Consider the following 20,576-nt stretch of genomic DNA (forward strand, 5'->3'; position numbering starts at 1 on the left):
TAAAATTTAGTAATGGAATAAAAAATGCTATAGTAGCGCCGATTTTTTAGAACAATTGATGACAAAGGTATTATCATGATTAAAAAGTGCCTCTTTCCGGCTGCAGGCTATGGCACACGCTTTCTACCAGCAACCAAATCAATGCCAAAAGAGATGATGCCAGTCGTCAACAAACCCCTTATTGAGTATGGTGTTGAAGAAGCAATCCAAGCTGGAATGAACGGCATGTGCATTGTGACTGGCCGTGGCAAACATTCAATCATGGATCACTTTGACAAGAACTATGAATTAGAGCACCAGATCAGTGGTACCAACAAGGAAGAACTCCTCGTTGACATTCGTGACATTATTGACAGTGCCAATTTCACCTATATCCGTCAACGTGAAATGAAAGGATTGGGGCATGCTATATTGACTGGCCGTGAATTGATTGGTGATGAACCTTTTGCTGTGGTTTTAGCTGACGATTTATGCGTTAACGATCAAGACGGTGTTTTGGCACAAATGGTTGCGCTATTTAAGCAATTTCGCTGTTCTATTGTTGCGGTTCAAGAAGTGCCTGCTGATGAAACCCATAAGTACGGAGTTATCTCAGGTGAGATGATCAAAGATGATATCTATCGCATTGACAACATGGTTGAAAAACCAGAACCAGGAACGGCACCAAGTAATTTAGCCATCATAGGTCGCTATATCTTGACGCCCGATATTTTTGAGTTAATCGAGAATACGGAGCCAGGAAAAGGTGGTGAGATTCAAATAACCGATGCTCTATTAAAGCAAGCGCAAGCTGGTTGTGTACTCGCTTATAAATTTAAGGGAACGCGCTTTGATTGCGGAAGCGTTGAAGGTTACATCGAAGCAACCAACTACTGCTTTGAAAATCTATACCTTAAAGACAGCAAAAAGTCTGAGCTGGATAAGCAATCGACAACAAAAGAGTCGTAGTCATTAGACTAAACAGTGACCCATAGCTTACTAGATATAGGTCACTGTTTTTTTATCCAGTATTTTCTTTGAACATCAATCACTCTATGTAATACTTAGCCCACTTACTTTTACATTGGGCGATAGTAATGGATAAGATCGATATTCGCGGAGCACGAACTCACAACCTCAAAGATGTTAACCTCTCCATCCCACGCGATAAGCTTGTCGTTATTACTGGGTTATCTGGTTCTGGTAAGTCTTCCTTAGCCTTTGACACTCTTTATGCCGAGGGGCAGCGTCGCTACGTAGAATCCCTTTCTGCCTATGCTCGACAATTTTTGTCATTAATGGAAAAACCCGACGTCGACCATATTGAAGGCTTATCTCCGGCCATTTCTATTGAGCAAAAGTCAACCTCTCATAACCCTCGCTCAACCGTAGGGACCATCACTGAAGTTTATGACTATCTTCGTTTGCTTTATGCACGAGTTGGAGAGCCACGCTGCCCAGAGCACCAAGTTCCACTAAGTGCCCAAACCATTTCGCAAATGGTCGACAAAGTACTCGAACTCCCTGAAGGCTCTAAAATGATGCTACTCGCCCCTATCATTAAGGAGCGCAAAGGAGAGCATGTTAAAACACTTGAAAATCTAGCAGCGCAAGGGTTTATCCGAGCAAGAATTGACGGTGACATTTGTGACTTATCCGATCCACCTACGTTGGAGCTACATAAAAAGCACACAATTGAAGTGGTCGTTGACCGATTTAAGGTACGTAAAGATCTTCAGCAAAGACTGGCTGAATCTTTCGAAACGACACTTGAGTTATCAGGAGGCATTGCTGTTGTCACTTCAATGGAAGGCGATGAAGAAGAAATCATTTTTTCTGCTAATTTTGCGTGCCCACATTGTGGATACAGTATGCAAGAACTCGAACCCAGGCTTTTCTCATTCAATAACCCAGCTGGAGCTTGCCATACCTGTGATGGACTAGGTGTTCAGCAATACTTTGATCCTCAAAGGATAGTGATTGATGACAATCTTAGTCTTGCAAAAGGCGCAATACGAGGTTGGGATCAAAAGAACTACTATTACTTTCAGATGTTGTCTTCACTGGCTGAGCATTTCAAATTTGACCTAGACACTCCTTTTAAGTCCCTCTCAAATAAAATTCAGGATATTATTCTTAAAGGCTCAGGAAGAGTTGAGATAGAGTTTAAGTACATCAATGACAGAGGAGATATCAGAGTCAAACGTCACCCTTTTGAAGGTATTCTAAATAATTTGGAGCGCCGGTATAGGGATACTGAATCCAATTCTGTTCGAGAAGATCTGGCCAAATATATTTCCACTCGAACTTGCAGCAGCTGTGATGGAAGCCGATTAAAGCTTGAAGCTCGAAATGTCTTCATTGGCGAAACCAGCCTACCGGAAATTGTCGAACTTAGCATTGCGGATGCGCTAAAATTCTTTGAATCACTGAAATTAGAAGGCCAACGGGCACAAATAGCCGAAAAGGTGATGAAAGAAGTGAATGACCGCCTGCAGTTTTTAGTCAATGTCGGCCTAAATTACCTCAATCTTTCACGAAGCGCAGAGACACTTTCTGGCGGAGAAGCTCAGCGCATCAGACTAGCAAGCCAAATAGGTGCCGGGTTAGTTGGCGTGATGTATGTGCTTGATGAGCCGTCAATTGGCCTGCATCAACGTGATAATGAACGACTATTAAAAACATTAACTCACCTGCGTGACCTAGGTAATACAGTACTGGTCGTCGAACACGATGAAGATGCAATAAAAATGGCTGATCATGTGATTGATATCGGCCCAGGTGCTGGGGTGCATGGTGGAGAAGTAGTTGCACAAGGCACAGTTGAAGATGTTATTGCAACACCAAGATCGCTCACAGGACAGTACCTAAGTGGAAAGAAAGAAATCACTATACCCACTCAACGTACGCCAAAAGATGAGAATAAAGTAGTAACACTTAGCGGCGCATCAGGAAACAACCTAAAAAACGTCACATTAGATATTCCAGTCGGCCTGTTTAGTTGTATCACTGGCGTGTCTGGCTCTGGAAAATCAACATTAATTAATGATACTTTCTTTAAAATTGCCCATACCCAACTGAATGGGGCAACCACTGCCACACCAGCCTCGTACAAGAAAATAATGGGTCTAGAACACTTTGACAAAGTCATTGATATTGACCAGAGCCCAATCGGGCGTACTCCACGTTCAAATCCAGCGACTTACACAGGTATTTTTACTCCAATTAGAGAATTGTTTGCTGGAACCCAAGAAGCACGTTCGCGTGGTTACAAACCCGGACGCTTTAGCTTCAATGTTCGCGGAGGAAGGTGTGAAGCTTGTCAGGGCGACGGCGTCATAAAAGTTGAGATGCACTTTTTACCAGATGTATACGTTCCTTGTGATGTGTGTAAGGGTAAGCGCTATAATCGCGAAACCTTAGAGGTGCATTACAAAGGCAAAACCATTGACCAAGTTCTAGACATGACAGTCGAAGATGCACGCGCATTTTTTGATCCTGTACCTGTTATTGCTCGAAAGTTGCAAACCTTAATCGATGTCGGGCTGTCTTATATCCGTCTTGGTCAAGCCGCAACAACCTTATCAGGAGGCGAAGCGCAACGAGTAAAGCTAGCCCGAGAGCTTTCGAAGAGAGACACTGGAAAAACATTGTATATTTTGGATGAACCTACCACAGGTCTCCATTTTCATGACATCCAGCAGCTACTCATCGTACTTCACCGCCTTCGAGATCATGGTAATACAGTGGTAGTCATTGAGCATAACCTCGATGTCATCAAAACCTCCGATTGGATCATCGATTTAGGACCTGAGGGTGGACAAGGAGGAGGAGAGATTATTGCTCAAGGCACACCAGAAGATGTCGCTAAAATAACTGGCTCTCACACAGCGAGATTTCTCAAGCCTATGTTAAAATAAACAAAAAACTAAGCATAACAGGCCACCTTTGGCCTGTTATCTCTCAAGGATATTGTAACCAATGGCAAGTACTCACCTTACTGGCACAAATTTGGAACCCCAGAAGCCTAAGTTGCCAATGACTAAGCCTTTTCTTGTATCCATTGCAATCATTTTTCTTCTTGGCATGCATGTATTCATGCCTAATCCGGGTGGTTCTGGACTTGAGTTGTCATTCAATACGACAACATGGATTGCAGTTAGCATATCTTTGGCAATAGGGCTTTATCAGATAGGCACCCAAGGGATCATAAGATACAACAAACTCAGCATAGGTTTATTTATTTGCTGCGTATTATTAACTCTCCCTGTTTTCTATCCAAAGTCAGATATTTATCTTTCATTGGGTCGATTGTTTGGGCTATGGTCTGGCATGGCGTTATTTTTATTGCTTCAGCAATTTCGATTTAGTAACAAACAAAAACAGCGCTTACTGTGGTTTATTACTATTGCCGTATTGATTGAGGCTTTATTTGGTTGGGTGCAATATCTTGTACTCGAACCCAACAATGCTTTTGGCTATAGTACTAGTGTCAATCGTCCCTATGGGATTTTTCAGCAGCCCAATGTTATGGCTAGCTTCCTTATAACTGGCCTAGTTTTATCAGGTTACCTGCTTACCAAGCACCCAAAAAAATATCACAGTAGGATCAGTGAAGTTTCACTTCTATACCTGATGCCCACTTTGACTATTCCATTAATACTATTTCTCGCTTCTCGAACAGGCTGGTTAAGTGGCTTTTTAGCTGTGTTATTGCTATTACCCTATCTATATCGATTTGCAACCGCGAAACGATTCTGGGGCTGGATTGTATCAGTTTTAATAGGACTCATTATTGGTAGTAGTATCACCGTATTAATAGGTGATACGGAACTTATGACAGAGAAAGCTCGGGTAAGCGATAAAGCTAGATCTCTGTTTTTTCCACAGTCATTGGATATGTTGATTGAAAAGCCCTTTACCGGCTATGGTTACGGTCGATTTGAACCAGAATATATCACTTACACTGCTCGACAGCATCAGCTGAATGCCAATTACGATCCTGGCTTTCCTTCGTTAGATCACCCTCATAATGAATTGCTTTTTTGGGGCGTTGAAGGTGGGCTACTACCCGTTTTAGCTATCATTATCGCAGCGATAATCGTGTTATTAAGGATCTACAGTGCCAAAAAAGGAACTCGGCTTGCAATGTTTGCTTTGTTTGTTCCTATCGTATTGCATAGTCAACTCGAATATCCTTTCTACCATTCGGCAATCCATTGGATAACATTTATCATTTTACTTTTTTGGGTTGATCAACGTGCACGTTCATACAGAAGTACTTCAATTACTTTTATCACAAGAACTTCTCTTAGAGTGATGAGTTTAATCATCCCTGTTGTTGTCAGCTTCTATATGCTCACCGCTTTACATACTAACTACATACTGACTAAGTTTGAAACTTCGACTGTCAAAGATCCAAAGCTTCTTGATAAGGTCACAAACCCTATCCTATGGAAAGACAGGTACGATTGGGATATTTACAGCACTTACCTCAATATAGGTCTGCTTCAACAAGAAGCTAACTATATCCAGCCTTATATAGATTGGTCACTTAGAACCATTAGAAACAAGCCAAGGCCCGCGTTGTATAACAACCTGATTATTGCCTATCAAGGGTTAGGAGACACGGTTAGAGCAGAGCAAGTACGTAGCGAAGCGCAGTATCTATTCCCCAAACGTGATTTTTCTAATGTTCAATATATTGCCCCAAACATCGATGCGCTCAAACCAGACATCAATCAACTATCAGAGTAAGTACTGGCGGTCGAATAGACCGCCCGATAGAATTATTGCCATTTATAAAGCCATAACTTCTTCTAACGCCCTTAAGCATAGCGATACATTTTCATTTCTCGCACCATAGCCCATAAGCCCTATTCTCCATGCCTTACCTGCTAAGTCCCCTAACCCAGCACCTATTTCAAGGTTGTACTGGTTTAACAGCTGACCTCGGACCTTAGCATCATCTATACCTTGAGGTACCAAAATGGTATTTAACTGCGGTAAGCGTATATCGGGCTCAACAACAAACTCAAAGCCTAATTTATCAAGGCCATTCTTAAGTTTATTGTGCATCTCTTGATGACGTTTCCATGTGTTTTCAAGCCCTTCATTCTTTAGCATAACTAAAGACTCATGAAGAGCGTATAGACTATTTACCGGGGCTGTATGGTGGTAGCTGCGCTTACCTTTGCCACTCCAATACCCCAGTACCAAACTTTGGTCTAAAAACCAACTTTGTACCGGAGTGCGCCTCGCTTGAATCTTCTCAATCGCAAGGGGTGAGAAAGTAACCGGAGATAACCCAGGCACACAAGATAAACATTTCTGACTTCCCGAATAGACGGAATCTAGCTGCCATTCATCAACTTTTAGAGGTATCCCAGCCAGTGATGTAACAGTATCAACAATAGTCAAGACGCCGTATTGCTTTGCTAACTTTCCCAGAGACTTCGCATCACTCTGCGCACCTGTCGACGTTTCCGCATGAACAAAAGCCAGTACCTTAGTATCAGGATGTGCTTTAAGAGCGCTCTCCACTTTATCTAAAGATACAGCCTCACCCCAGTTGTCATCGACTATAACGGCGCTTCCTCCTGCGCGAATAACATTTTCGCGCATTCGCTCTCCAAATACACCATTGCGGCACACTATCACTTTATCGCCAGGTTCAATCAGATTAACAAAACATGCTTCCATGCCCGCGCTTCCTGGCGCTGAGACTGCTATCGTAAACTCATTATCGGTTTGAAAAGCGTATTTAAGAAGCTGTTTCAATTCATCCATCATGTTAACAAAAAGCGGATCAAGGTGGCCGACCGTAGGGCGACTTAATGCTTGCAATACTTGCGGTGAAATATCCGATGGACCTGGTCCCATGAGAATACGTTTGGGAGGAATAAAGCTCTGAATAGTCATCCTATGCTCCTTAGAAGCTGTGCATGTCACAAAGTGTAATTGCCACGATAAAACATATTGACCAGTCCAGCAATTTGACTAGGCATGTGAAATAGAAATCTTTGTCACAAGTTTACGCATCTGACAAAAAGCATGTTTCAGTTACCGCTATGTCAGCTTGTACGATTGCCAAGCACAAAATCTAACTAGTCACCTCATAGGCTTTCGGCCAAGGCTTAAAGCTTAACATTGACATTTAATTAGCCTTTACTTGGTTCAAGTTTCAGCCTAGTTAGAACAACTTTCAGCAAGCAAAAAAACCTTTAGTAATCATCTATTTTTCTGTAGAAAAACATGGAAATCAAACCAAAATACTGTTTAAATATACAGTACTTATCCTGTTCTTTACCGAGGTAACAATGAACTTTGATGCAACCGAGCACATTCAGTGTGCGGACGTAAAAGTACAGCAACTCACAGCCGTTGCAATTGCAGCGGGAGAAGCAGCAAACCAAATAGATCACGCTACTTTATCTCTCTGTTTTCAAGTTATCGAACAGCTAGGAAGAGAATGCCAACAACACATAAACCACGCAGAACTCACAAGCGAAGCTTAAAGAAGCCATTATTAAAATGCCTGCATTATTAATTAATCTTTTTTCTATCATGATGATTTTTCATCATAAACTCCACTAACGACCTACGGGCAGCAGCACTGAGCGTCCGTGCTGCCGCCGCAACATCACACGCCGTCACTGGTGTTAGATTGAGTAGATCCAAAGCCAAATCCAAGTAGGTGATATTTAAAAACTTCATCGCATTAACAAATTGTGACAGCTTCAATTCTGCTTTTCCTGACTCACATCGAACATAATGTCGCCGACTAACGCCTATTGCCTTAGCGATGGCCATCTGGGTCAATTGATCACGTTCACGCCTTCTTTTTATAACCAGCATTAAGTCATGATGCGACATACGCCTACCTTGGTGTGATTGTTCAATCCCTAATATGATTAAAAAGAGATTTATAGAGTTGAAGGTATTTACGTGTTATGTGTTTCCTATATTATGAAATTTAACTATATGCCAATTAGTTAATAAAAGAAAAATAGAAAATTTTATATAATAAAAACTAAGCTAGGAAAACATGACTTTATTTAACCTTATATTAGAAACGTATTATAAAAAAACTAAAATGCTACAGCTAATAGTTTTCAGTCTAATCTCTATATTTATTGATTGGACAAATTCTATCCTAATAGAGTGGAAATATTTCTCAATGACCGGAGTGGCTGTATGAGCAATGAGGAAAGTTTGGATTTACTGGAGAGTGCAAAAGGCTTGGCTGCTTGCGGAAGTGAAGCTGCTACCAACTGGGAACAAGCCCATCTAGTCTGCTTGTTCATCGAAATTGAAAGGAAAATTGAAAGGGCTTTACAAAACTTAATTGAAGCTGAGGAAATCTAATTTAAGCAACTGGAATTAAGGCCCAACGTCATACCAGTTGGGCCAAGTGTTATGTGTCATTAGCACTACATAATTTGAGCTGAGCAATGTAGTGTTGTAGGCCTTTAAAGCTTTGCTCAGGTAAATAAACACCTTGCTCACCATTATCGTTGACCGTATACCACTCAAGATTTATTGGCGCTGGAGGGCAGTTTGCGTCGGATACTCTTATCGAGCTGCACGCTACCAGAAGCGGCGCCAAAGTCATCACTAAAAGTTTCGATAGGTTTTTCATTAATACGCTCCTTGTGCTTATTGTTATTTCTTTTTACTTTCTCTCTACGTTGATCTTGGTAGCTATCAACTAAATAAGGTGCAATTTTTAACATTTCTATAAATAATTTTAGGTATGGCATTTTTATTTCCATTTAAAGTACATAGGATTATTATCTAACTTATTCTTGGTACAACCTAAATAGAAAAAAATCTCAGTATCACTATTAACAAAGCCGATAATTTTCCATTATCCATGGTTTAATAAACTAATAAATCACAACCATACAAAAGCCAGTAAGGTCATAAAGAAAAGATAGTGTTATTAAAACCAATATTGAATAAGAATCATCTTCATCGAAGATTGAGTTATTACTAGCAAGAAATAGCACAATAACTATTATCAATTATAATATTTATTATGATCTCATATTAAATATATTAATAAAATATAATACTATTTGATACTGTTCAGTTATCACTCGCTGCAAGGCGCAGGTTATCGACAATACGCTGTGACCATCCGCGTGAAAACAACGACCATGTTTTAACCTCTTTCATAAAGTCCAAACGTTCGGCTAAAAACTTCAGAAGAAGATCATTATGGTCTGCCGCTTCTACCGCAGCATGGGTTTTTACACCATAGTGGCCATCATCTATAGCGCCTACAGAACGTTGCAGAAACTGAACAGCTCGCCAGCTACCATGATGAATTGCGGCATCAAAAAGCTGATACATAACGGCTTTATGGACTTTATCTCCGCCTAATTTCAACCAAAAATCACGATAATAAATATCTTTAGCTTGCTCTATGGTTAATTGCTTAATATTAAGGCTCGGGTAACTCATGGCCGAAATACCAAACTTAGTACCTTTGCGAATACCTTTACCCACAGTTCCGCTTGTCCAATTTCCGCGGTCGTAATACGAATTTTGATATTTACCTTCGTGGCCTATCACTCTGTTAAATGCAATTAAATATGATTGAGGGTATTTCATAATACCTCCTTATAATTATATGGGCCGAGTCGCTTCAACTTGAATAGTGTAAGAAGTACGGGTGCCAGATAATGTCACACTGTCGACTGACCAGTGACCTTTTGCGCGAGGAGATTGAAAGCCTTGTAATATCATTACTGACTCTGCAAATAAGCCAGGCTTACCGCGCAAAGTAGCGCTAAACTTTTGTATTTTGCGCTTAAATTCCGCCAATTTAGCCTCTGCTGCCACTTGAGCTTCACCAGGGTGTTTAAACACGTTTTTAATACTAAAGTAAGGCTTAGAACCAATCACTTGAGTGTCACTCAGGCCGGTATCCGGTGTTTGCCAATGTGCTTTAACGCCGTTAAAGCGCACAAAGCTCGGATGGGCTAATTTCGCACTGCCTTGTTGTACATCTTGCGGAGTAATGGTCACCACTGGCTTTTCATTACCAGATAAGGTCTTCAGACTGCCGCTCTGACCAAACACATACATACGATCGATAGGTTTAGCAATGGCATCATGCTTTGCTGCCAAACGAGCAATAAAAGCTGAATCTGTTTCCTCATTCTGATTGAGATGCTCGGTTGGCTTATACGCAAACTTGGGACTCACTCTCACCTCATAACCATGTGGTTCCATTACTGCTTTAACCACATCTTGTATTCTTGCTGGTGGAAAGGTTCGTCGCCTTGGCTCTTTAAAGCCTTTTTCGTCCGCCACACAAAAAATGGCAGTGGTCAATTGCACAACCAATCTGACCGGATGTAGATACTCAGATATTGAAGAGATTTGGTAAACTCCCCTCTTCTCACCATCGATAAATACACGCCATTCGGCACCACTTTTAGGAATAAGAGTTTGTGACTCCATGCCAGAAAAGGTTAATGATAACCGGTCAGACTGCATGCCTTCACTGTCCGACAACGACCAATTGGTTAAAAGCGGCATCAGGCTTGCCGCTCCATCACCTTTGATATCAATTACGTCCATACAATAATATCATCGCTTGTAGTCTCTAAATCTTCCTCGAGATAAGGAAGCTCTATTTCTTGGTTAGCCCTTAAAAAAGGGGTGTTCTGAGTGGGATTAAGTCTGTAAAACTCTTCTTCAAGGTCGTCAGAATCCACACCAAACACCCGGTAAAGTAAGGTATTAACGGTTTCATACGGTTTTGCTCGGGTTTTCATCTTGTTGTCGATATTCCTTTAACGTCAGGGTCATTTTGACAATTTGGGCTTGGCCTTTTTCAACAATGCGTGTATAGCTAGTTTTGATATTGCGAAGAGTAAACCTGCCCCATTTTTGCCCTTTGCCATCGGTAACGGTAATGATTTCATGTGACTTCATCATAGTTCGCAGAGCCTTTGCTTCACTCTCCCCATTGCCAGTAAAGGCAACCAGGTTCAGGGTCCAGTTATCCAAAGGGTTGGCGGTTGGGTCTTGTCGTGGACTGTGTATCGCGTCAAAATCAGACCATCCAGCAGAAGAATCATACGAGTGCTCTTCTAATGGATTGCCTTTCACTACGCTTAACACATGATCGTTAAGTGCTAAGTGCTGCATTAGTTCACCAGTGAATGTTCAAAATCTTGAGTAAGATTGTCAGAATCTAGGCCATGTTCGCGAGCAAATTGCGCTAAGGCTTGTTGTATTGCCTCCATAGTCAAAGCCGCCGTTTTCTCGGGTTGTTCAGAACCAGTTACCTGAACCACAGGAGAGAAAGTCACATTTGGCTTTTGCGCCTGTTCTGCTTTTTGAATTTGCGCTGCTTTTATTTCTTCAGACTTGTTGGGTAAGTCATCTTTCGAAAACCAATCAAACAGGCTAGATGCGATATCCGAGCCCGCAGAGTCTCCCAACATACCGCCAATAGTGGCGCCGACTATAGTGCCTACCCCAGGCAGTATCATAGTTCCCAAAGCGGCTCCTGCCGCGGCACCGCCCATGCCTCCTAACAACCCTCCGCCACTTTCAACGGCTGAAGCCGTATCGCCTTGAGCTAGGCTGGTTCCAATATCAATAGCTCTTAGCCCCATTTTTAAAGGACCAAAAGCCAACAGTTTTTTAGGTAGTGGATTAACACGCTTATCTTTTAACTTGTCACGAATTGTATGTGTGGTTTGGGCTACCTTCTTAGCTCCATTGGAAATAAGACTAGGCACCCCCTTCGCTTTATCAGCAAGGAAAGAAGCTGCACTAGTAGCAAAACTAAGGATGCGAGGTTTGAGCTTATTTCGAGGACGAGAGCGGGGTTGTCTTGTTTTGGGATTACTTCTGGTTCTAACTTGATCTCCAGACTGATTCACACGCCTACTGAGGTTGGCTTTTTCTGGGCGATCGACATCATCACACTGTGTGCAAGCCGCATTCGATGCTCCATCAACGGCACTAGGCTGCTTTTTCATTCCCAGCGCTTCTTTGGCAATACCTGCAAGAGTGCCAATAAACTTAACACGTCGATATGCTTTATACGCAGCGAGGCCACCGAGTATCGCTCCCCCAAAGCCTAAAATAGCAGAAGCCGCACCTTCTGATTCGGCTATCCATTGAGTAGTGGCTATGGTTACATCAGTAATGGCGTTTAATATTCCACTAAATGCGGGCCATATTTTATCCCCGACAACAATGGATAAATTGTTAAAAGCGTCTAACGAACGCTCCATATCAGCTTGCTTGGTATCTGCGCTTGCAGCGTACTCCTTGGTTACCGAATCCGGATTAGCATTCTCCGCTTGATTCTTAGTTTCGATAAGCCTTGTAGGATCGTCCAAAAGACTTTCAATGTAAGGAACTGAGGCATTAGCAGCAAGAGGGGAGTTAGTGCCAAATAAAGTCTTCACCGTAGCGAATTGATCTTGTTTATTAAGTCCTTTTATACCCTCAAGTACTTTAACAAGAGTCCCCATCGCATCCGTTTTCATTGCGGTTGATACTGACGTTGCATCCATGCCCAGCTTTTCAAAGGCAGCAACTTGATCATCGTTTGCCAAAGAGCCAAGGTTAAGCGCTGATGCAATATCTTCTGCCGATCTTGCCGCATCGTCTTTGTTCGCGCCGGCTAGCAAAAGTGAATTGGCGAGACTCAGAGCTTCTTGATCTTTAAAGCCTGAGTGTGACAAGCGAGGAGCGGCCTTGATCATAACATCAATCAGATCTTTCTCTGCTATGCCGCTATTTTTGTTCACCTCATTGATCATGTTGGCCATTTGCATAAACTGCTTTTGGCCAGCCTCTCCCTCTTCATACCCCATAGACGTACGAAGCGCTATACCTTTCTGAGCAGACTCCTCTTTGGTCATCCCCCAAGCTTGCGCCGTCATTATGGTATCACGGGTAAACACTTCTAGGTCTTGCTTGGCAATCCCTCCATTGGCACCTAACTTGGCAATGTTTAATACATCACCATGCTTTGCACCTGCCATTTCAACCGCCAGAGCGTTGAGAGCATGACGTAATTCTTTAGCCTCTTCACTAAGAAGTCCTTGTTCGCCAAAATCTAAATTATTGGCAACATTGATATAGGACGCCTCATTGTTCATTGATGAACGCAATGCATTATTTGCGGTGCTTATCATCACGTCCATAACCTTATCGGATACGCCAGGCAAAGCTTCCAAAGCCTCTTGCTTTTGTTTTTCCCAGCGACTTTCTACGTCTTGGCCTGACTGCGATCTAGGCGTGGTTAACTCTGACTCTTTGGCTGAGTCTTTTAATCCTGCATTCGTTAACCTAAGTGTTTCATTTAATGCACTAAATTGTTTCTGGGTTTGCTTTAGTGTGTTGATTAACCCTTGTTGCACACTTTCTAGTGTTTTGAACCCAGCGACCACCTGTTGTGCGCTTATGGTGATGCCAGGTTGTGTTTTTTTATCCACGCTTCACCCCCAAATGAGCCAAAGCTAGCTCGTAACGCCTTAAGGCAATTTCCGTTGTCCACTCAAGTGCATCCGTGGCGCAATAGCCCGCCAAGGGCACAATATCTAAAATGGTTTCAACGCTCTTTACTGAAAGTAAGCCGCTGGTTTGGTTAAAAAATGGGAGGCTGCACTAACAAGGCTGCGATAATCAGGCAGGGGTAAGTTCATGATCTCTGCTTCTTCTAGCTCAGTCAGATTGGCCAAAATAAAGCAAGCACGCTTGATATCATCACTCATTTTATCGGCCATTTTGGATAGTTTGAGCGTAGGAAGTTCTAACGATACTTTTCGCTCACCACTGAAAAAGAGGATCGCGTCTTTGGCGGTATCAGCTTGTTTTTCACCCGCCAATTGGTAGCCTGTTTGATGATAAAAATCGTACGATGCACTATACAGCGTCAGCCAATCTGGACTTGATAAGGCATCAAGCTCTTCTTGATTCAAACCGGTAGAGGCCATCACTAGAGCTTCTTTCTCTTCTTGAGTAAAAGTGTCTCCCTTAGGTTCTATCTCCATGCTCGATTGACGACTCATGGGTTTTACTGTGACTTGGCGGTGGTCTGCAACAGGCTTTAAAAGCGTGAAAGTGCGTTCTAGATAGTGAGTTTGGCTCATGCTCGTGTCTCTTTTCTGGTATAAAAAAGGCCACCCATGGGCGGCCTTTAGTCAGGTAAATAAATGGTTTAAACGTTAAATTGCTTACCACCTATGATGTATCGACCATTGTCAATATCAACATCAGCAAGCGTGTTACCGTTTTCTTTCCACAAATGCTTAGTGATTTGCCCCGTTAGGGTTAGCGTTTGCTGCTCACGCATCTTATTTGCGGAGTATTCAACCACTACTTCGCCTGTCATTGCGTGCTCAGCGTCATAACGTTTATGTTTATTGACACCATTTTCGTTGTAGATTATGACAGTTTTATCTGCATCTTTTAGTGCGCTTTTTACAACCGCAGCCATTTCACCTTTAATGGTGACTGACCACTCAGAGGCTTCGTAGCCAACACACACTTTCTTGCCCATAAAAGATCCCGGCACATCCGCATACACCTTGGTGTATTTTGGTGGCGTGAACTCTTCCATGTTGTTAGTGATTTTAATACCGCCTGGCAGCGTTAGTTTTCTCGCGTGAGTAACTCTATTAGACATATTTAACCTTTATTAACCGAATGTTTTAATTGCGTCGTCGACGTATACTTTAAGCAGTTCATCGTCTTGATTGAGTTCAATAATTGAGTGCTCATTTGGACGATAAGCGCCCCAATCGATAACCAAGACCCATTCGCCGTTTTTATATCTTTGCAAGTTGTTGCGAGTTTCATGCAGATAGCATCGCGCGCCGATGATCTCGCCATCAGCTTGTAGGCTTGACAGCCAGTTGCTTAACTGAGCAATGCGCTGTTTGAAGAAGTCAAAGTCTAGGTTGTATTTCATTGTGTCGCGGTGCGACTTAATGAGCTCGCGGCACAACTGGTTTTCAATCCCGATGATATTGCCAAAACTGCCATCAGCGGTGCGAGTGCCAAGGAACATCAAGCCGCCATTTGGATCGCGAATCGTTACCGATACTCCAGCTTTATTCAACTCAACCCCTTCACTGTTTTTATCATTCACGCGGTATCCGACAATACGTGAAATATCATCCAAAGGAGTCGAAGCACCATTTGGTGTTTGAGAAGGTTTAACACTGCACCGCGCCGCCATACCAATCACAGAAGGTGGAATAGTATGATCCCAGCGCTCACCATTAACATCACAACACCATACTCGCTTGTGAGTATCTCCAAGCAATGCAGCAAATGTCTTCGCCGCTTCTGTGGTACCGTTGGGGCCATCGACCCAAGCTTCACAGTAGGTTTGGTTGGCAACACCAGCCAGTGCATGAGCAACTTCAATACTGTGAAAACCAGGCGCGGCAATATTGGTTGGCGCTTCAGGGCAAGCTTTAAAGGCGTGAATACCCGTTAATCGGCCGGCACTTGAAGTCCCACCAATCACATTGTTAAGGTTGGTTGCTTTGTTAGCATTTTCTTCGTACATAATGACGTAACATGGCACTTGAGCCACTTCTAGAAAATACTTGACGCTGTTATACAAAACGCCGGCTGGCTTTTCTCTTGTATCAATCAGTGCTAAGTCAGCAAGGGTGCGAATTTTCACTGGCTCGCCATAGTCAACATCTTGACTCTTGTGTTTGGTCGTACCAATAAAGCCACCAAGCTGGTTATCTACACCGCCCATAGGGCCTAGCGGTTCACTCACTTCCAGAGAAATCCCGTTATGAGTTTGTGTGGTTATCTTTGCCATTATTTACTCTCTTCGTTTAATTCAAGGGTATTATTCATCAGGTGGTATTCAGCTTGAGAAGGCATCAAACTGATGATCTCACCAGGCTCGCGCCAGCGTTGAAGAATGCGCTTTTCCACCAGCATTCGGTAATCACGCGGATCGTTTTCTCCCTTAGCGCGAGAGGTTGAGGCTTTTTTGCTTGCCATTGGCATTTGCTCCATATAAAAAGCCCTGCAAAAGTGCAGGGCCAAAGTTGATATTTAGATATAAAAAAACCGCCGAATAGGCGTTTGGTTATAGCTCTTGGGGTAGTGGGTATCGAGCATTAATCTGTTCGACTTTTTCTCGGCACGCTTGCTCTTTTTGCGCATCTCGTTCAAATTGCAAATCAAGCAGCATGGGGTAGACTTCTTTTTGATACGCTGCATTTCTTTTGTCTACCACAGCTTGCTGTTGCGCTGCCAAAACAATTCGCGCTTTTTCTTCCGCCGGAATTTCGAGTGATTCAAATAGCTCGGAGCTAGGGTCAAAGTTGACATAACTTTGGTTATTGTAATTAAAAGAGATTTCCATGCTGCCTCCTATGACTTAAATGGAACGTTAGATAGGGTATTATCTTTATTCGCTCCTAGGATAAGATCTTCTACATATTCAAAGCCTGTGGAGGATCTCACAACGAGATGAGCAGGATTAGAAAGATAGCCTTTGTTTATTTGTATATCCGCCTGATTTAACGAAACTTTGTTAGAACATGTATGGATGTGTGGTCCGCCTAACAAAACTGCTTTATCGTGAGGAAAGTTTAAAATCATACGACTGCGTGCAAGCGTAAAGCTGCCTCCAGCATAGAAATTAAACCGAGCTGAATCATTGAAATCTTTACCACTTGCTTCGATAACAATTGATTGCTTATTCCCGCCGATTCTGATGCTCCCAAATAAATAAATTTCGCCTTGCATATCTAATACTGGGGTAGATGCATCATAGTGATAATCAAGACTCATATCTTGGTTTTTAGTCCAAGGCACAATGTCAAGCTGATTAGCAAAAACACTAGTCTCTCCTGTTACCACATGCCTTTGATTTCGTTGTAATCGGATGGTGCACACGGCGCCTGAATGAGCAGAGCTGAGCGCTTTTTTTACGGTTTTAAAAGGGCGCTGCTCTGAGCCTGTTGCTGAGTCATCACCCGCTTCGGCATCAACATAAAACAGCTGCTTTTGGGTAAGCCCTGTGTTAGCGCGAATGTCATTCGCTACCGAATCCACTTTTCTGTCTATATCAGCGATTTTATCTTGAACGGTTTGGGTCAAACGATTCACCGCCTGAATCAACTGACCTGTCTCTGAACTTGCCATTACTTTCCTCATTAAAGATAGAAAAACACCCTATCGGCTATTGGTTTTGCCAACACAGATAGGGGCGTTATTTAGATATAAAAAAACCGCTTAACGCGGTCATAGGTTTATATTTGCTCTAGTGTGGGTTTTTGCGGCCAGATAATCTCTGTAGCATCAGTAAAAGTTTGAGGAATATCGCGCAAGGCTTGGCGATACTGGCGAAACGGCGCAGCATCGAGGCCTTTATCTAAAGCGGTATTAACCAGCTTATCGGCTTCAAACATAAGCTGATCGCGCTTTTCAATCGATTCAACCCAATCTTCTGCCACAAGACCACGGTGAGTTACAACTAACATTGTCATTACTTATTTTCCTTATGCTGGATGAAGTTTATTGATTTTACGGATCAACTCAGTTTTCGGGCTGTATAGCACGCCGTGTTTTTTTGATTTAGGAAAGTGCCCAGTACAAATGGTCGGCAGAGCCAAATAAAGAACATCACCAACACTGGCATTAGTAAAGTCAAGGTCGATATGTATGTAACGACCAGGATCACGGCCTGAACGATGTTCTATTATTTGCTGCCATTCATCTTTTTGTTTAACATTTAACCAATTGATTTTCGAGGTGCCTTTGATTTTGGCGTACGCCATAAAGGTAGCCGAAGGACTATCCTTTACGTGTCGATCGGGAATATAAAAATCATAATGTAGCTCAGATTGAAACGATGTATCAAGCACCGTCATTTTTAATATATTGAAACTTCGGCTAAAGTTCCGACGTCCTCGTGTGATCCCCATAAAATCGAGGAGCTTTTTCGCTTCTTCGTCGCGACTTTCTGGGTTAACACCACTGTGCACTCCAATCATTTCAGTTTTAACGCAATCATTACGCAACTTATTTATCCCCATACCCAGGGGATACACGTTTTTATGACCATGAGCATTGGCTTCAAGTTCATGGATATCTCTAAAGTCATGGTTATAATTCATCGCGGTAAAGCCGGTGTTATCGACCACACTTTGATTAAACTTTTGAAAATCACTCTCGGCGCTGGCGACTTTATTATCGATATCCGCCATTTTACCCAACACAGCTTGGGTTAATTTAGTCGTTTCCCTAATTAAGTTGGTTATTTCGCTTGTATTGGCCATGGTATTCCTTATTAAATGGGTTAGCGGCTCTGCTTAGTGATATGGTTGGGCACAGCTGCATGATTTGGGCTTAATTTAGGCATAAAAAAACCGCCGAATTGGCGGTAGTTTATGCTTTGGGTGGCAATGGATAGCGGACTTTAATTTCAGCGACTTTATCGCGCCATTGTTGTTCTTTTTCGGCTGTTTTGTCGTATTGCCATTCACTGTAAATCGGATCGGATTCCAGTGCATAAGCTTGGCGACGCTCGGCCACCAAACTATCGTAAATTGCCTCTTGCTGCGCTTGGTTGATAACCGCATCGGGAATGTTTGCTTGTTGAGCATCCTCTACTGTGTAGTTAATATAATGTGCACCTTGATGAAAAAACGTTAATAACATGCTTTACCCTTTCTTTTCTGTTAATACTGAGCTGGCTAATAAATTGGTGGCATAGCCATGTAAGCCATATTGCAACCCACTAAATAACTCTCGAGCTTCTACCTTAGCGCCAGACGAGTCGAACACTTTTGAATTATGCATACTAAAACGCATGGTAGATCCACCATATTGCAATTCAAACAGTGGTTTTTTATCAGTTGTTTCGATATCAACATAGGACAAGGCAACTGACATATCCCCTTTCACATCACGTGCACTTGAACGCAAAAAAGGAACTGGCGCTTCATTTGAACCATTACTTTCAACAAAAATACCTGGGGGCTTAAGGTTGTAATTATGTTGTTTGAATGCAATGGCACCACTAATAAAAGCTCCAGAGTGGGCATGCCACGCTTCACTATTTGAGAATAGGCGCGGAAGCATGGTTCTTAAGTAAAGGAATTCCAACTCTCCCCCTGTATGCCCATAAAAACAACCTTTCAATGCGGTGTGATTGTGAATATTTAATTCTTTTATTGGTTTAATGATTGTGGGTTTGTAGCCTTCACTCTCCATAGAGGAATAACCACCAACAATAGTCACTTTTCTTGAGCCAATATTGATTCTAGTATTGAGCTCATAGATAAAGCCTTCTTTAGTTTGTGGTAAAGTGACCCTCACATGCCCCCCGTCGGAGACACTAAAAATAGCGGCTTTTAGGGTTTTAAATGGTCCATCGGGATTGTTGTCATCACCATTATTTACATCGACGGTAACTCTTTTTTCTGCAAACATGGCTGGGATTTTAGCGACCGCTCTGTCTACGGTTTGGTCGATATCCGCCATTTTATCCGACACGGTTTGGGTTAATTCCGTCACCGCGCTAATTAAGTTGGCTATTTCACTTGTATTGGCCATGGTATTCCTTATTTGTGTTTATTTAATGCGACTTTCCAATGCGTTGAGTCGCAGCTCTTGCTTAATAACACTCAGCTGAGTCGAGACATGGCCTTCGGCCAAACTGGTAAAATCGTTACTTAATTGTTCACGAGACCTATCCAAGTCTGCGATGATGGATTCTAGTTTTGTCGAGTGGCTTTCGAGCTGCTCACGCATCTGACCAGTAAACTGGTTGTACTCTTTGTTAGCTGCCAGCAAGTCCAACTGCTGCTGAATATCATTGGTTTGGACACTCACTAGGCTTGTGCTTAGCGCAGTAAACTCGGTATTGATACGGCCTTGAAAGCGCTCTATCTGACTATCAAGACTGCGCAAATGGGTGGTTTGATTTTCAAGCGTTTGGTTAACTTGCCCAGCAAACTCATCGCGCTGCTTTTCTGACTCAAGCATACGCAGCTCTTGCTTTAACGATTGAGCCTGATTATTGACCACACTGGCGCTTAGCGCCGCGAAGTCTTCATCAATGAGAATATTAAGATTCTCTACCCCGACATTGACCTTGACTGAATCGGTCGGCAGCGCCGATAAGTCCATGGTAAATGGGATAATGACGTGTGCATTGGTGGCTTTATAGTTGAGGGTTTTGTCTTTTTCTGAGATGACCCCGAGCAAGGTGCCGCTTGATAACCAGATACCGATTTCACGAATGGCAAATTCGCTATCGCCGGAAAACTTGGCGGTACATTGTAGTGATGCTTCTCCTGTGTCCCTGTATTCTGAAATTTCAACCCGCTGCTTTTCATTGCGCAGGCTAGTTTGAGTCGCGCTAGGTGTGTAGTCTCGGTCACCAACAGAAATCCATTTGATCTCAGCATGAATTCCTTTGGTTTTCTTGTTCACACACTCAGCTAACCCTTGCTCTGTGATGGTGACAGCTAGTGTCATAGCATTCTCACTTTAGTAAAAATAGGTAGTTTGGATAGACAGGGATAACCCTCTTGCTATAAGAAAGCGCTCAATATCTTGTGATT

At 42.6% G+C, this 20,576-nt stretch carries 24 protein-coding genes; 5 read left to right on the forward strand and 19 right to left on the reverse strand.

Features of this window, described 5'->3' with window-relative positions; genetic code table 11:
* Positions 1 to 75: 75 nt before the first annotated feature.
* From galU to DPF90_RS16825, 3 genes are all read left to right on the forward strand, one after another.
* A complete protein-coding gene (gene galU / locus DPF90_RS16815) occupies positions 76 to 948 on the forward strand; it encodes a UTP--glucose-1-phosphate uridylyltransferase GalU (protein WP_114787481.1) in 873 nt (290 codons plus the stop codon).
* A 128-nt stretch (positions 949 to 1,076) separates the two neighbouring features.
* Positions 1,077 to 3,899 carry an excinuclease ABC subunit UvrA gene (gene uvrA / locus DPF90_RS16820; RefSeq protein WP_114787482.1) on the forward strand — a complete coding sequence of 941 codons (2,823 nt, stop codon included), beginning with the start codon at positions 1,077 to 1,079 and terminating at the stop codon, positions 3,897 to 3,899.
* A gap of 61 nt (positions 3,900 to 3,960) precedes the next feature.
* Entirely contained in the window at positions 3,961 to 5,736 is a 1,776-nt protein-coding gene (locus tag DPF90_RS16825; RefSeq protein ID WP_114787483.1) for a PglL family O-oligosaccharyltransferase, read from the forward strand.
* A gap of 42 nt (positions 5,737 to 5,778) precedes the next feature.
* On the opposite strand, the gene DPF90_RS16830 is transcribed toward DPF90_RS16825, so the two are convergent.
* Positions 5,779 to 6,900 carry a pyridoxal-phosphate-dependent aminotransferase family protein gene (locus DPF90_RS16830; RefSeq protein WP_114787484.1) on the reverse strand — a complete coding sequence of 374 codons (1,122 nt, stop codon included), beginning with the start codon at positions 6,898 to 6,900 and terminating at the stop codon, positions 5,779 to 5,781.
* Between the two features lie 398 nt (positions 6,901 to 7,298).
* Here DPF90_RS16830 and DPF90_RS16835 point away from each other — a divergent pair, with 398 nt between their 5' ends.
* A complete protein-coding gene (locus DPF90_RS16835; RefSeq protein ID WP_114787485.1) occupies positions 7,299 to 7,496 on the forward strand; it encodes a hypothetical protein in 198 nt (65 codons plus the stop codon).
* A gap of 28 nt (positions 7,497 to 7,524) precedes the next feature.
* On the opposite strand, the gene DPF90_RS16840 is transcribed toward DPF90_RS16835, so the two are convergent.
* Positions 7,525 to 7,854, reverse strand: a complete 330-nt coding sequence (locus DPF90_RS16840) for a helix-turn-helix domain-containing protein (protein ID WP_114787486.1) — start codon at positions 7,852 to 7,854, stop codon at positions 7,525 to 7,527.
* A 321-nt stretch (positions 7,855 to 8,175) separates the two neighbouring features.
* Between DPF90_RS16840 and DPF90_RS20295 the strand changes: the two genes are divergently transcribed.
* Positions 8,176 to 8,346: a hypothetical protein gene (locus tag DPF90_RS20295; protein ID WP_162814053.1), complete on the forward strand. Its 171-nt coding sequence runs from the start codon at positions 8,176 to 8,178 to the stop codon at positions 8,344 to 8,346.
* A gap of 49 nt (positions 8,347 to 8,395) precedes the next feature.
* On the opposite strand, the gene DPF90_RS20300 is transcribed toward DPF90_RS20295, so the two are convergent.
* The 17 genes from DPF90_RS20300 to DPF90_RS16925 form a co-directional block, all read right to left on the reverse strand.
* The gene (locus DPF90_RS20300; RefSeq protein WP_162814054.1) at positions 8,396 to 8,620 is read right to left on the reverse strand and encodes a hypothetical protein; all 225 of its coding nucleotides are present in this window, start codon (positions 8,618 to 8,620) and stop codon (positions 8,396 to 8,398) included.
* Between the two features lie 449 nt (positions 8,621 to 9,069).
* A complete protein-coding gene (locus DPF90_RS16850; RefSeq protein ID WP_114787488.1) occupies positions 9,070 to 9,597 on the reverse strand; it encodes a glycoside hydrolase family 108 protein in 528 nt (175 codons plus the stop codon).
* 15 nt (positions 9,598 to 9,612) lie between these two features.
* Positions 9,613 to 10,572 (reverse strand): contractile injection system protein, VgrG/Pvc8 family, encoded by a 960-nt coding sequence (locus DPF90_RS16855; RefSeq protein WP_114787489.1) that lies wholly within the window; start codon positions 10,570 to 10,572, stop codon positions 9,613 to 9,615.
* Entirely contained in the window at positions 10,563 to 10,769 is a 207-nt protein-coding gene (locus DPF90_RS16860; RefSeq protein ID WP_114787490.1) for a tail protein X, read from the reverse strand. The genes DPF90_RS16855 and DPF90_RS16860 overlap by 10 nt, the downstream gene beginning before the upstream one ends.
* Positions 10,744 to 11,145, reverse strand: coding sequence for a phage tail protein (locus DPF90_RS16865; protein ID WP_114787491.1), 402 nt, complete (start codon positions 11,143 to 11,145; stop codon positions 10,744 to 10,746). The genes DPF90_RS16860 and DPF90_RS16865 overlap by 26 nt, the downstream gene beginning before the upstream one ends.
* A complete protein-coding gene (locus DPF90_RS16870) occupies positions 11,145 to 13,457 on the reverse strand; it encodes a phage tail tape measure protein (protein WP_114787492.1) in 2,313 nt (770 codons plus the stop codon). The genes DPF90_RS16865 and DPF90_RS16870 overlap by 1 nt, the downstream gene beginning before the upstream one ends.
* Positions 13,458 to 13,583: 126 nt before the next feature.
* On the reverse strand, positions 13,584 to 14,114 hold the full coding sequence (locus DPF90_RS16875) for a phage tail assembly protein (RefSeq protein WP_114787493.1): 531 nt from the start codon (positions 14,112 to 14,114) through the stop codon (positions 13,584 to 13,586).
* A 68-nt stretch (positions 14,115 to 14,182) separates the two neighbouring features.
* Positions 14,183 to 14,650 (reverse strand): phage major tail tube protein, encoded by a 468-nt coding sequence (locus DPF90_RS16880; protein ID WP_114787494.1) that lies wholly within the window; start codon positions 14,648 to 14,650, stop codon positions 14,183 to 14,185.
* 12 nt (positions 14,651 to 14,662) lie between these two features.
* On the reverse strand, positions 14,663 to 15,808 hold the full coding sequence (locus tag DPF90_RS16885; protein WP_114787495.1) for a phage tail sheath protein: 1,146 nt from the start codon (positions 15,806 to 15,808) through the stop codon (positions 14,663 to 14,665).
* Positions 15,808 to 15,996 (reverse strand): hypothetical protein, encoded by a 189-nt coding sequence (locus DPF90_RS16890; protein ID WP_114787496.1) that lies wholly within the window; start codon positions 15,994 to 15,996, stop codon positions 15,808 to 15,810. The genes DPF90_RS16885 and DPF90_RS16890 overlap by 1 nt, the downstream gene beginning before the upstream one ends.
* Before the next feature lie 88 nt (positions 15,997 to 16,084).
* A complete protein-coding gene (locus DPF90_RS16895; protein WP_114787497.1) occupies positions 16,085 to 16,363 on the reverse strand; it encodes a hypothetical protein in 279 nt (92 codons plus the stop codon).
* 8 nt (positions 16,364 to 16,371) lie between these two features.
* Positions 16,372 to 17,148: a DUF1565 domain-containing protein gene (locus DPF90_RS16900; RefSeq protein WP_162814055.1), complete on the reverse strand. Its 777-nt coding sequence runs from the start codon at positions 17,146 to 17,148 to the stop codon at positions 16,372 to 16,374.
* Between the two features lie 107 nt (positions 17,149 to 17,255).
* Positions 17,256 to 17,492, reverse strand: coding sequence for a phage tail assembly chaperone (locus DPF90_RS16905; protein WP_114787499.1), 237 nt, complete (start codon positions 17,490 to 17,492; stop codon positions 17,256 to 17,258).
* Between the two features lie 12 nt (positions 17,493 to 17,504).
* Complete coding sequence (locus DPF90_RS16910) at positions 17,505 to 18,284, reverse strand: phage tail protein (RefSeq protein ID WP_114787500.1); 780 nt, start codon at positions 18,282 to 18,284, stop codon at positions 17,505 to 17,507.
* A 109-nt stretch (positions 18,285 to 18,393) separates the two neighbouring features.
* The gene (locus DPF90_RS16915; RefSeq protein WP_114787501.1) at positions 18,394 to 18,666 is read right to left on the reverse strand and encodes a hypothetical protein; all 273 of its coding nucleotides are present in this window, start codon (positions 18,664 to 18,666) and stop codon (positions 18,394 to 18,396) included.
* Between the two features lie 3 nt (positions 18,667 to 18,669).
* Positions 18,670 to 19,563 (reverse strand): hypothetical protein, encoded by an 894-nt coding sequence (locus tag DPF90_RS16920; protein WP_114787502.1) that lies wholly within the window; start codon positions 19,561 to 19,563, stop codon positions 18,670 to 18,672.
* 18 nt (positions 19,564 to 19,581) lie between these two features.
* On the reverse strand, positions 19,582 to 20,490 hold the full coding sequence (locus DPF90_RS16925) for a phage tail-collar fiber domain-containing protein (protein WP_114787503.1): 909 nt from the start codon (positions 20,488 to 20,490) through the stop codon (positions 19,582 to 19,584).
* Positions 20,491 to 20,576: the final 86 nt, after the last annotated feature.

Origin of the sequence: Vibrio tetraodonis (assembly GCF_003350295.1) — a bacterium.
Taxonomy (GTDB): Bacteria; Pseudomonadota; Gammaproteobacteria; order Enterobacterales; family Vibrionaceae; genus Vibrio; species Vibrio tetraodonis.